We start from the raw sequence: 12820 nt of genomic DNA on the forward strand, positions 1-12820 counted from the left end.
GGTGATACTATAACCTATTGCAACAGATCGAAAGTGGATTGGATGTATGTCCATAGTCCGAAAAATTATATGAGCGGTAGCCTGTCCGCCACTGTCCCACCCTGCCCAGGTGTTACTCTGTCAATGACTTGGCACAGTACACGAAGTCCCTCACACAAAAGCTCAACGTTTGTTACCGTGAAGCAGATACGCAGACTTGGTGTATCCATCTCCCCTACATAACAGGCTGAACCAGGGAGGAAAGAGACCCCTGCAGCAAGTGACTGATGATGCAATTCACGCATATCCAAGTTACTCGGAAGTTGGAGCCACAGATTGAGTCCTCCCTCTGGCAAGCGCCATTGCATGCCCATAGTAGCATGCTCTTCCAGCACTTCAGATGCTGCGCACAAGCGAGAATACAATTCATCCCTCAATCGGGATACATAGGCACCGTACTGATTCTGAATGAAAGATTGCAGTGCCTTTTGTGTAAGCAACGGACTCCCCAGATCCGCCGTAGATTTCGCGGCCACAAGCCGGGTCAATACACTTCCGTCTGCGATGGCGCAGGCTATACGGCAACCGGGAGACAACACCTTGCTGAAGCTTTTAATATATACGACATGACCTGTCCCATCCATCGATTTAATGGAAGCCGGGGGAGGGTCCCGAAAATAAAGATCTGCAAACGGATCATCCTCCAGAATGAGGCAGTGGTAGCTTTGCGCGAGATTAAGAAGTTGTGCTCGTCTTCTTGCACTCATCGTGATACCTGTTGGATTGTGATAGGTCGGGATCGTATAGATCAGCTTGGGCGGATAGGTATCACATAATCGGGTCAACAGATCAATACGCATGCCTTCGTCATCCATTGGGACCGTAATGATCTTCGCGCCTCTACTCGTAAATACATCAATGGCTCCGGTATAGCTTGGTGCCTCCATGTATACAACATCCCCAGGTCCGACAAAAGTTCGTGCCACAAGATCGATCCCCTGCTGAGCACCACTTGTAATTAACATGCGTTCAGGTGCAGCCTGTAGTCCACGCTCGGCAAAGTGTTCGGCCAAGATCTGTCTAAGCTCCCGATCCCCCTGAAAAGATCCGTAAGCTGCCATACGCTCTGTATGATCAGAGGAGAGTCGGTAGGCGCTGTCGATAATCTCTCGTGTAGGCAACAGTTCAGGCTGAATCGCTGACATATGAAGTTCATACCGCACTTGAGGTGACGTATCAAAATGTCTCCAGAGCTGGGCTCGCGGTAAATAATCCACCAGTGCCATCTGCCAATTCCATGACGTACCGGATTCACCGTTGGCATTGTTTCGCTGCGTTCGGTCCACATCCTCCATCTGATCCACGTTCAATGTACCTCTCACATAACAACCTTTCCCCTGGGAGCAGGTGATCAATTGAATCGCTTCAAGTTCAGCATACGCTTTGGATACAGTGACCAGACTGACACCCAAATCCGCGGTCATTTTACGAACAGAAGGAAGTCGGGTTCCGGGTTCAATGAGTCCTGATCTTATGCGATCGGCAATCGTTAGCGCAATCTGCACGTACAATTTGGTACTGCTTCCCCGCTTTAATTCAATATGCATATGTGCTCCCCCAACTGTTATGATCTTCATTTTACTGTTATAGTGTAGTCCGTCTATTATAGTTTATAATATCAGTATAACAGTGAATAACAGGAGATGAGAATAACATGAGTATCCCTTGGTCCAAAATGGCACAAAACACCCCGTCCTCTGTCGTTCGCGACATGCTCCAGGCCGCTCAGGCACCTGGAATGATCTCACTAGCCGGTGGATTACCAGCCCAGACTTCATTCCCGCTGGAAGCCATACGCGTTGCATATGAAAAAGTATTTATGAGCGGAGCAGCCGCTCTTCAATATGCGGAGACTGAGGGTTACCGTCCTCTTCGCGCCAAAATCGCTGAACGTCTTGAATCCAAGGGCATTCCCGCTTCACCCGATCACATGCTTCTCACTACGGGCTCACAGCAATCCATTGACTTGGTTTGCCGCATCCTTCTCGACCCGGGTGACCGCGTATTGGTTGAATCACCAACCTACCTCGCTGCTCTGCAAGTCATTCATTCCTATCAGGCTGAATCTCACGGCGTAGCCTGTGATGATCACGGCATGTTGCCTGAATCTCTGGAGGAACAGCTCCAGTTGCATCGTCCAAAACTTGTCTATATTAATCCCACGTTCTCCAATCCTACGGGAAAAGTATGGTCGCGAGAAAGAAGACAGCAGGCTGTGGATCTGTGCCGCAAGTATGGTGTACTCATTCTGGAAGATGATCCCTATGGTGAAATTCGGTTTAATCCGGAGCAATTGGATGTCCCTGCTCTCGCAGAACTGGATGCAGTATCCTATGACGGCCCTTCCAACGTTATCTACACCAGTACATTCTCCAAAACGGTAGCACCTGGACTTCGTACGGGCTGGATACTGGCTGCTCCCGATATTGTCAAAATGGCAGCACGAGCCAAACAAGGTGCTGACTTGCACTCCAGCAGCATTGACCAAAGAGCGCTTCATGCACTACTTGAATCTTTCGATCTGGATGCGCATATCCGCCATATTTCAGAGGATTACGAACAACGCATGAAAACACTGACTACTCTTATGGCAGCCAAAGCTTGGGAAGGTATCTCGTGGAATTCACCTCAAGGTGGCATGTTCTTGTGGCTGCAATTGCCTGAAGGCATGCTTGCAAGCAATCTGTTCACTTATGGAATCCAGGAGAAAGTGTGCATTGTCCCTGGTGATTCCTTCTATGCAGGTACACCAGAGTTAAACCGCATGCGGATCAACTTTACTCATACGGACCCTGAGCTCCTTCCGGAAGCCGTGGAAAGAATGGATCGCGCCATCCAACGTTGGCATGCTTCCTTAACATCGGACAGTGTTGTTACACTGTAATGAACTGTCATAAACGTTTGACTATTCCATTAGCATATGAAGATTAATAACTTGATATGAGAAACAAAAATAAGGCGGCAGGCCCGAGAATATCGGAACTGCCGCCTTATTTTTATAGGACCTGTTATCAACAGGAGTTAAGTTTTTTTAGATGTTCATGGGTCCTTCTGATCAGTCAGGCCATCGGATAATTCATACGAGTTGTCCTCGACTGATAGGTGGACTACATTGTGTTGCAATAGTGTTGTTGTTGCAGTTAGGAAAGCTTACCGTAAGCCGGGTTCTGTGCTCTTCGTGGTTCATACGGGAACTACCCTCCCACCAGAAGCGACAATCATCTATCTAGGCCATACATTGCTGCACAGCTCAAGCGACCAACCTAGACACACCTCGGGCTAAGGTTGCCTCCTCCGAAGAGGCGGCTGTGTCCCATTAGGTCTTGCTCCAGATGGGGTTTACCAGGAACGAAGTCACCAGCGTTCCTCGGGGTCTCTTACACCTCGGTTCCATCCTTGCCTGTGCCGGAAAATCCGGCCATCGGCGGTCCATTTCTGTGGCACTATCCTTCAACTCGCGCTGACTGGACGTTATCCAGCATCCTGCCCTGTGGAGCCCGGACTTTCCTCTCGTGGCAACAAAGGCCACCAGCGATTGTCTGTCAAGCTTTCCGAACAACATTACATAGTATACAGGCATTTAGGTTCCCAGACAAGCTTAATATTACTGGGAGCTGCACAGCAACGATCTTTTTAGATAAACTGGAATACTTCCGTATTTACCTCTGAAGCTGTAACTTGCGTATCATATCGTTTTTCTTCCAAACGGGAACGAAGCCAATCCGCTGTTTTTGGTTTCATAATCTTCTCGGAATTATGTCCCGGGTCGATGATACACATACCTGCCATTAACGCATCATGAGCCGTGTGATAATCAATATCTCCGGTCACAATAACATCCGCACCTTTGAAGCGGGCAGTCAGCGCGTAACGGCTGCCAGAGCCGCCAAGAACCGCTGCTTTTTTGATCTGCTTGTTCAGATCTCCTACTACCCGCACATGAGGCACATTGAATTGGGTCTTCACGACCTCCACTAGCTCACCTAATGTCTTAGGATCCCTAAGGGGTCCCAAGCGTCCCAGACCGAGCGTACGGCCCTTTAAATCCATTGCATAGAGGTCATAGGCCACTTCCTCATACGGATGAGCCTTAAGCATCGCCTGAACGACCTTACTTCTCAGACTTTGGGGTACGATGGTCTCAATACGCATTTCTTCCACACGTTCCATCTGCCCTTGGGTACCGATAAACGGTTGAGTCCCTTCACCAGGTACAAATGTTCCTGTACCTTCCGTGTTAAAGCTGCACTTGTTGTATTGACCGATACTCCCCGCTCCGGCTTCCAGAATGGCCTGAAGAACCTGTTCATGATGGGTACGAGGCACAAAGACAGCCAGCTTGTACAGATGATCTGTGTGTACATCTTCCAGCGATTCTTTACTCTCGATGCCAAGTGCATCGGCCATCCAGTCATTCATCCCACCCTCGGCCACATCCAGGTTTGTATGACTGATATAGACAGCAATATCATGCTTAATCAGCTTTTCATACAATTTACCCATAGGTGTATCTGTACTCAGTGACTTAACCGGACGGAAAATGATCGCGTGATGAGCGATAATCAGGTTGGCACCGATACGAATCGCTTCGTCCACCACCTCATCCGTCACGTCCAAAGCTACTAACACGTGACGGATTTCTTTTTGCAAACTGCCAAGCTGGAGACCAATGCGGTCATCCGGTACAGCCAGATGTTTGGGAGCGAGTTGCTCCATCAGTTGAATTACAGTTTGACCTTTGGCAAACATGCCAAAACCTCCTTCAAGTTTGCGATAAGACGCTCTACCTCAGCCGCCTTGTCCCGGGAAGAATCCTGATCGGATTTGGAGATGGAGTTAACAACCCCTTGCAGTTTGACGATCTCACTTTCCCATTTGGAAAAAAATACATCCGTCGGTCGATCAACCAAATAAGGCCCCATCCGTAGTAGCAAATCTTCCGTCAATTCTGTCCCGCCTTGAAGCGGACGTGCACGATACACCTCTACATTGGCAATCGGGCTTACAGATTGTGGCATCGCCGTTATAATCTCATAAATCTTGCCATCTTCTTCGAGCAACTGTTCTGCTACAACCACCCAGTGATGCTCCAGTAACCAGCGTCTGAGGATATCCTCACCCACATTTGGTTGCAAAATAAGTAACTGGACTCCTTCCAGTTTGGATAAACCTCTATCCAAAATAGAAGCAATCAAGGCACCGCCCATGCCTGCGATGGTGATGACATCCACTTCACCCGCAGAGATCACATCAAGACCGTCTCCACGACGCACCGTGATTTTTTCTTTCAGGCCAGCATCACTGACTTGTTTGCATGCAGCATCATAAGGGCCAGGATTGACTTCCCCGGCTACTGCACTTGCAGCTTTCCCACTGCGGATTGCGGCTACTGGCAGCAACGCGTGGTCTGAACCGATATCAGCCATGCGGCTGCCATCGGGAATTTGATCATGTATTCGCTGTAATCGATTCGAAAGTTTCATGAAGCACCTACACCATTCATTTAATTTATTGATTTGCATTGAACAAGGAAAAGCGATAAAATAAAATCCAATAAAACATTTCAAGGATGAATTTCCAAAACCAAGAAATCAAGACGTTTAAATTAAAAATAAAGGAGACCCCGCCGCCGCTAAAGCGTCTTGCGGAAAGTCTCCCATAGTTCGATTATTCGAGGAAATCCTTGAGTCGTTTACTACGACTCGGGTGACGCAACTTACGAAGAGCCTTCGCTTCGATCTGACGAATACGCTCACGCGTAACACCAAATACCTTGCCGACTTCCTCCAGCGTTCTCGTCCGTCCATCGTCCAGACCAAAACGTAGACGAAGCACGTTCTCTTCACGTTCAGTCAATGTATCCAATACATCTTCGAGCTGTTCTTTCAGCAACTCATACGCAGCAGCATCCGCCGGAGCAAGTGCTTCCTGATCCTCAATGAAGTCACCCAGATGGGAATCATCTTCCTCACCAATCGGTGTTTCCAGAGAAACCGGTTCCTGTGCAATCTTCGTAATTTCACGAACTTTCTCTACACTCAGATCCATCTCAGCAGCGATTTCTTCTGGTGTCGGTTCACGCCCAAGTTCTTGCAACAGCTGACGGGATACCCGGATCAGCTTATTAATCGTCTCCACCATGTGCACAGGGATACGAATTGTACGCGCTTGGTCAGCAATAGCACGAGTGATCGCTTGGCGAATCCACCATGTTGCATACGTACTGAACTTGTATCCTTTTTTGTGGTCGAACTTCTCAACCGCTTTGATCAGACCCATATTACCTTCCTGAATCAAATCAAGGAACAACATTCCACGTCCAACGTAACGCTTGGCGATACTGACAACGAGTCGTAAGTTAGCTTCAGCCAGACGACGCTTGGCTTCTTCATCCCCGTTCTCAATCCGTTTAGCCAGTTGTACTTCATCATCTGCCGACAACAGTGGCACACGACCAATTTCCTTGAGGTACATACGGACAGGGTCATTGATTTTGATACCTGGCGGCAAGCTCAGATCATCATCAAAGTGGAATTCGTCCTCTCCCTCTCTGGTGTTGTTCTCGGAATCTTCACTAGGACGAAGTGTAACCTCTTCATTATTTTCATTCACTACATCGATACCCAGATCGCTCAGTTGCTCATAGAACTCATCCATTTGCTCTGCATCCTGCTCAAAAGGAGAGAGTTTCTCTATAATTTCCTTGTAATTCAGCGAAGCTCTTTTCTTACCTGATTCAATCAATTGATCTTTAACCTGATCCAGTGTCAATTCTGTTTCTAGTTCAGTATGCTGATCATTCGCCATAATTCGACTCCCTCCTCCCTAGAAACATCTAATCATCAGACGTTCACTGTCTCTCTAGGGCAATCATTTCAATTGCAATCTGTGCCGCGCGTACAGAATCACCTGCCCGCTCTGCAGCAATCATTTCTTCTTTTTTCAAATCGTACTCTTTCTTACGCGGATGCTTCAGCACTTCCCTGATGCAATCATCGAGCATTTGAATACTCCATTCACCTGGACCATCCATCATCGAGATTGAACTGACCGTTTTTTCCAGACGATCGTCATGCAGTGAAGACATAAAACGGCTTGTATCCGACGGTTTGCCTTGCGCATAGTAGGCATATAGATAAGCAGCAATAGCTGCATGATCATCCAAGTTAAAAGCTTCACCAAGATGCTCATTCACGTACTGGGCAGCCTCATCATCCTGCAACATCCAGGCAATCAGTTTGCGTTCGGCAGCGTGATAAGCCGGCAACAGATTGGGTGTAGGCACCTGCCTATTTTGTTGCCTACCATTATTCCACCTTTTCGGGTTATTATCCCCAAACTGGAGGTTATTTTTCATCGCCTCCCGTTCTTCATTACACTCCTGCTTCAATGTTTCGAACGATACGTCCACTTCTGCAGCCAGTTCACGAAGATACACTTCCCTTTCTGTTGGAGAAGGTAAGGGTGCAATCAACTTTACTGCTTCTTTCGAATAGGCTATTTGTCCGCCACCCTCTAGCAGTATATGGCTTTTTTTTAAGTTTATAAGTTTAAATTTTGTAGTTGTCACGGCACCGTCCACAATCTGGTTTCGGAACCGTTCACCACCATGCTTCCGGATAAAATCATCCGGGTCAAGTCCCTCGGGAATGAGAGCCACTTTGACCTGCAATCCAGCTTCCTCAAGAATAGGGAAGTTTTTGAGTGCAGCAGCCTGTCCTGCTCTGTCGCCGTCATAACATATGATGACTTCGTCGCACATCCCTTTGAGCATCAGTGCCTGATTCTCGGTTAACGCAGTGCCCATTGCCGCTACACCATTCTGAATATCCTGATCCCATGCGGAGATGACATCACCATATCCTTCAAACAAAATGGCTTGTCTTTGTTTGCGAATTGCATTTTTGGCATGATGCAGATTATAGAGAACACGGCTTTTGTTAAATAACCGGGTTTCTGGTGAATTTAGATACTTCGGTTGCCCATCTCCCAATATGCGTCCTGCAAATGCAATCGGCTTACCGCTCCTGCCATTAATCGGGAACATAATCCGGTCTCGGAATCGATCCACATATCCCTGACCTTCATTTCGCGGTGACAGAAGTCCACCCTTTTCCATCTCTTCGAGCGGATAGTTGCGTTTCTCAAGAAATTGTACCAGTGTGTCCCAACGATTTGGTGCGAAACCAATCTGGAACTGGTCAATCAACTTGTCGCCAAAACCTCTTGAGCGTAAATACTCCATGGCTGACTTGCCGTGCTCTGTATTTTTCAACAAAAAATGATACAGCTTCGCGGTAAGCTCATAAGCCTCCAACAGACGTTCCGTCTCCGGATTCACATGAGCAGATTCACGCCCTTGCCAGTCCCCCATAGAGATGTGACTTTCTTCCGCCATCGTTTTGACAGCCTCGGGAAAGGATAACCCTTCGATTTCCATCCTGAATTTGATGGCATTTCCACCCGTGCCGCAACCGTAGCAGTAGAAAATTTGTTTCTCAGGTGTAACGGTGAACGAAGGCGTCTTCTCGGAATGAAAAGGACAGAGGCCTTTCATATACTTCCCCTGTTTGGTCAGATGCACAAATCGGCTCACCGTATCGACAATATCATTCTGCTGTAACACCGATTCAATAATACTTTCGGGTATACCGCCTTGTCCGGTACTCATCTCTGGCCACCTTCATCTCTTCAACACGTAAATATAATTCGATAAACTTACACATTCTCCTGCAAATCTTTTAAAAGTTTTGTCAGTTTATGTTGAAACATTTCTCGATCCTGCTCTGTGAAAGGCTTTGGGCCTTTCCCGTAATGGCCTCTTTTTCGTGCTTTGGCCGCAGTATGACGAGAATCCAACATGAAATCAATGTCACGATCGTTGAACTCACGACCACGAAAGGACAAAACATAACAACGTTTGCCAAGCGCAAGTGCCGCAAGTCCATAGTCCTGAGTGATAACCACATCATATGGCTTAATATGATTAGCAATATACAGGTCTGCGCTCTGATCACTGCGATCCACTTGCACGGTTCGTACCCCTTCTCCTCCTTGAAGCAAATGATCAAATGAAGAGACTAACAATACGGGGATGTTGAAAAGGCGAGCTGTTTGCGCAATCTCGGTTTTGACCGGGCAAGCATCACCATCCACAACAATGTGGCGTATATTTAACTCACTCAAACCCAGACCACCCGGTTTCATAAAATAGCTGCATATTGTTATATACGACCCCGGCCAGGCAAAATCCTTCTGCCGGAACGAGGGAAATCAAAGGCTAAAATACGGAGCGGTTGTCAAAAATACAATTCACAACCCGTTCCGTATATTTATACCCTCATATATCCTTCTTTAATACTGAATTTTAGCTTTGCGCCAAGTCTGTGGAAAAGGACTCATGAAATTCGCCCAATTACCAAACCAACTTGGAAAAATCAGCAAATCCTTTCAAGTCACGATCAATAGCCGCGAGTAAGGCAAGTCGGTTCGCCCGAACAGCTTCATCTTCAGCCATAACCATGACCGAATCGAAGAATGAGGTAATACCATCCTTCCAGGCAGATGCAATAGCCAGTGCTTCAGCAGCATGATGCTGAGTCAACGCCTGACGATATTCTGCATTCGTTTTGCTCCATGCCTCATGTAACTGACGTTCTCCATCTTCTGTGAACAGTTCTGGATGTACGGAAGCATTGGATGCTTTGGCCGCCAGATTACCCACACGGTTGAACGATTCAACCGTTGTTTTGAATGCGTCTCCTGTCATAACAGCCGCCATCAACGCTTCACCTTTTGGTACAACAGCGCTGATATCATCGAATCCGGAAGAAATTACGGCATCCACTACGTCGTAGCGAACTGTTTCGGACAACAATTTTTTCACACGAAGACCAAAGAAGTCTTGCAGATCTTTACGAACCTCTTCATCTGCACGTTTCAACAGGTTCATCTGGGCATGCACTTGAAGTGCTACTCCGAACACGTCTGACAATGTCAGCGGAAGCTTGTGATCCAGCAAAATCTGTACAATACCTGCAGCCTGACGGCGCAGCGCATACGGATCTTGAGAACCCGTTGGAATAATGTTGATGGAGAAACAACCCACGATTGTATCCATTTTGTCCGCAGCACTCACAATGGCACCAACAAGAGAAGCAGGGGATTGATCTCCAGCGAAACGTGGCTGATAGTGTTCAAATACCGCTTTGGCCACTTCTTCTTTTTCGCCAGCTTTACGAGCGTAATCCTCACCCATCACACCTTGCAGTTCCGGGAATTCTCCCACCATCAGTGTCACCAGATCGAATTTGCAGATATCTGCTGAGCGGCTAACGGATTCAGCAACATCACCGGATACTTGCAGTTTGGTAGCAAGTCCATCGGCAATCTTGCGAATACGACGCACTTTATCTCCAACCGTTCCCAATTCTTCCTGGAAGACGATACTTTCCAGCTTCGACAATGCATCCTTAATCTGTAGCTTCTGATCTTCCTCATAGAAGAACTTGGCATCAGACAGACGTGCACGCAGAACTTTTTCATTCCCTTTGGCAATAACGTCCAGTGAATCACTTCCACCGTTACGTACCGTCACGAAGAATGGCAACAATTGTCCTTCATTGTCCAGTACAGGGAAATAACGCTGATGCTCACGCATGGAAGTAATCAATACTTCTTGTGGAATATTCAAGAATGAGGAGTCAAATGTCCCGAACAATACGGTAGGTGTTTCCACCAGGAACAGAACTTCCTCCAGCAAGTCTTCCTTAATCGCAATATCCCATTTTTTCTCCGCAGCCAGTGCCTGAATCTGGGATACAATCATCTGTTCACGTTCCTGGATATCAGCAATGACATGTTCGGAACGCAACACTTCCACGTATGAAGACGGAGTGGAGATCACAGCCTCCTTACCGAGGAAACGATGTCCGCGAGTTACATTACCCGACTTAATACCTGTCACTTCCAGATCGATAACCTCACTGCCGAGCATAGCCACAATCCAGCGGATTGGACGTACAAATTTGAAATCATAGGAAGCCCAACGCATGAATTTTGGGAACGTCATGGCATGTAATACAGAAAGTAATCCTTCGCCAACTACAGAAGCCGTCTCCACACCTTTGCTGCTCTTCGTTGCATAGATATATTCGACACCGTTCAGTTCCTTGAACGTGAACTGGTCCGGTTCAACACCTTGACTGCGGGCGAATCCGAGTGCAGCCTTGCTCCAATTGCCACTGTCGTCCAGGGCAATTTTGCGTGAAGGACCTTTCACTTCTTCCTCGATATCTTCCTGCTTTTCAGCCACATTGTGAATCAAAACAGCCAGACGGCGCGGTGTAGCATATGCATTCACTTCACCATAAGCAATGCGGGATGCGTCAAGCCATTTCACGAGGCGCTCTTGCAGCTGTGCGATTGCTGCGCGCATAAAGCGTGCAGGTACTTCTTCCAGCCCGATTTCAAACAACAAATCCTTAGACATGCTCGGCTCCCCCTTTCTTGATCAGCGGGAAGCCTAGCTTCTCACGCTCTTCCATATATGTTGCAGCGACTTGGCGAGCCAGATTACGAACACGTGTGATGTAACCCGTACGTTCCGTTACACTGATGGCTCCACGTGCATCCAACAGGTTGAACGTGTGGGAACATTTCAGCACATAGTCATATGCCGGGAATACCAGATGCTGCGCCATGGCCTTGTTTGCTTCTTCTTCATGCATGTTGAAGAGTGTAAACAGCATTTTGACATCAGATACTTCAAACGTATATTTAGAGTGTTCGAATTCTGGCTGACGGAATACATCACCATAAGTGATACCTTCCACCCATTCCAGATCAAACACATTCTCTTTATCCTGAATGTAAGAAGCCAAACGCTCCATACCGTACGTAATTTCAACAGCTACCGGATTTGTCTCGATTCCACCAACCTGTTGGAAATACGTAAATTGCGTAATTTCCATTCCGTCCAACCATACTTCCCAACCAAGACCTGCACAACCAAGGGAAGGATTCTCCCAGTTATCTTCAACAAACCGAATATCATGTTTGAGCGGATCAATGCCCAGACGCTTTAGACTTTCCAGGTAAATTTCCTGAATATTGTCCGGAGAAGGCTTGATGATGACCTGGAACTGATGATGCTGGTACAGCCGGTTAGGGTTCTCACCATAACGTCCGTCCGAAGGACGACGGGAAGGCTCCACATAGGCCACTTTCCAAGGTTCGGGTCCAAGCGAACGCAAAAAGGTCATCGGGTTCATCGTACCTGCCCCTTTTTCCGTATCGTATGGCTGGACAATAATACAGTTATGCTCGGCCCAGAATTGTTGCAGCGTTAGAATCATCTGCTGAAAATTCATAATCATGCTCCTTTTCAATGGTTTGTTAGCAAGCTTAGGACGGTGAAGACAACAATAAATAGCCCCCGTCCTACGCCTGTTGTACAGACGTAGGGACGAGAGCTATTCCCGCGGTTCCACCCTACTTGGCTTAGATCAAACAAGATGATCCTGTTCGTTCCAGCCCACTTTTCCGTGTCCATTCATGCTCCCGAGTGCCGTTTCAAAAACCGATTCAGCCAGGCTCCCACCATCCCCGACTCGCTCATTCATGATTCCCAAGTGTTATACAACGACTTGTCTCCATAAATGCAATAAATCCAGTCTTTTACTTTCTCGTTCAATGCATGTCTCATAAAGAGAAATTATATTTCATAATATATAAAATCTAGTATAAAGTCAAGATATAGTTTCACTTCCACCAAAACGCC

General features: G+C 47.2%; 9 protein-coding genes and 1 other RNA gene. 1 reads left to right on the plus strand and 9 read right to left on the minus strand.

What is annotated here, in order from left to right; genetic code table 11:
- Nucleotides 1–65: 65 nt before the first annotated feature.
- Nucleotides 66–1586: a PLP-dependent aminotransferase family protein gene (locus MHI52_RS21610; protein ID WP_340984622.1), complete on the minus strand. Its 1521-nt coding sequence runs from the start codon at nt 1584–1586 to the stop codon at nt 66–68.
- A gap of 107 nt (nt 1587–1693) precedes the next feature.
- Between MHI52_RS21610 and MHI52_RS21615 the strand changes: the two genes are divergently transcribed.
- Nucleotides 1694–2923, plus strand: coding sequence for a PLP-dependent aminotransferase family protein (locus tag MHI52_RS21615; RefSeq protein ID WP_036615022.1), 1230 nt, complete (start codon nt 1694–1696; stop codon nt 2921–2923).
- Between the two features lie 257 nt (nt 2924–3180).
- Here MHI52_RS21615 and rnpB read toward each other — a convergent pair.
- The 8 genes from rnpB to glyQ form a co-directional block, all read right to left on the minus strand.
- Nucleotides 3181–3590: RNase P RNA component class A (gene rnpB / locus MHI52_RS21620), an RNA gene on the minus strand.
- A gap of 82 nt (nt 3591–3672) precedes the next feature.
- Nucleotides 3673–4788: a Nif3-like dinuclear metal center hexameric protein gene (locus MHI52_RS21625; protein ID WP_076328102.1), complete on the minus strand. Its 1116-nt coding sequence runs from the start codon at nt 4786–4788 to the stop codon at nt 3673–3675.
- A complete protein-coding gene (locus MHI52_RS21630; RefSeq protein WP_100527037.1) occupies nt 4764–5522 on the minus strand; it encodes a class I SAM-dependent methyltransferase in 759 nt (252 codons plus the stop codon). Before MHI52_RS21630 ends, MHI52_RS21625 begins: the two co-directional genes overlap by 25 nt.
- A gap of 184 nt (nt 5523–5706) precedes the next feature.
- On the minus strand, nt 5707–6846 hold the full coding sequence (gene rpoD, locus MHI52_RS21635) for an RNA polymerase sigma factor RpoD (RefSeq protein ID WP_017687256.1): 1140 nt from the start codon (nt 6844–6846) through the stop codon (nt 5707–5709).
- Nucleotides 6847–6889: 43 nt separating this feature from the next.
- The gene (dnaG, locus tag MHI52_RS21640) at nt 6890–8710 is read right to left on the minus strand and encodes a DNA primase (protein ID WP_036615029.1); all 1821 of its coding nucleotides are present in this window, start codon (nt 8708–8710) and stop codon (nt 6890–6892) included.
- A gap of 47 nt (nt 8711–8757) precedes the next feature.
- A complete protein-coding gene (locus MHI52_RS21645) occupies nt 8758–9225 on the minus strand; it encodes a YaiI/YqxD family protein (protein ID WP_017687254.1) in 468 nt (155 codons plus the stop codon).
- A gap of 229 nt (nt 9226–9454) precedes the next feature.
- The gene (glyS, locus tag MHI52_RS21650; RefSeq protein WP_405157607.1) at nt 9455–11530 is read right to left on the minus strand and encodes a glycine--tRNA ligase subunit beta; all 2076 of its coding nucleotides are present in this window, start codon (nt 11528–11530) and stop codon (nt 9455–9457) included.
- Complete coding sequence (gene glyQ, locus MHI52_RS21655; protein ID WP_017687252.1) at nt 11523–12410, minus strand: glycine--tRNA ligase subunit alpha; 888 nt, start codon at nt 12408–12410, stop codon at nt 11523–11525. Before glyQ ends, glyS begins: the two co-directional genes overlap by 8 nt.
- Nucleotides 12411–12820: the final 410 nt, after the last annotated feature.

The organism is Paenibacillus sp. FSL H8-0283 (genome assembly GCF_045040675.1).
GTDB classification, from domain to species: domain Bacteria; phylum Bacillota; class Bacilli; order Paenibacillales; family Paenibacillaceae; genus Paenibacillus; species Paenibacillus amylolyticus.

Excerpts from the sequence above, each read along its gene's own strand:
- rpoD (WP_017687256.1), bottom strand. The coding sequence starts at position 6,846 with ATGGCGAATGATCAGCATACTGAACTAGAAACAGAATTGACACTGGAT.
- glyQ (WP_017687252.1), bottom strand. The coding sequence starts at position 12,410 with ATGAATTTTCAGCAGATGATTCTAACGCTGCAACAATTCTGGGCCGAG.
- MHI52_RS21615 (WP_036615022.1), top strand. The coding sequence starts at position 1,694 with ATGAGTATCCCTTGGTCCAAAATGGCACAAAACACCCCGTCCTCTGTC.
- dnaG (WP_036615029.1), bottom strand. The coding sequence starts at position 8,710 with ATGAGTACCGGACAAGGCGGTATACCCGAAAGTATTATTGAATCGGTG.
- MHI52_RS21610 (WP_340984622.1), bottom strand. The coding sequence starts at position 1,586 with ATGCATATTGAATTAAAGCGGGGAAGCAGTACCAAATTGTACGTGCAG.
- MHI52_RS21625 (WP_076328102.1), bottom strand. The coding sequence starts at position 4,788 with ATGTTTGCCAAAGGTCAAACTGTAATTCAACTGATGGAGCAACTCGCT.
- glyS (WP_405157607.1), bottom strand. The coding sequence starts at position 11,530 with ATGTCTAAGGATTTGTTGTTTGAAATCGGGCTGGAAGAAGTACCTGCA.
- MHI52_RS21630 (WP_100527037.1), bottom strand. The coding sequence starts at position 5,522 with ATGAAACTTTCGAATCGATTACAGCGAATACATGATCAAATTCCCGAT.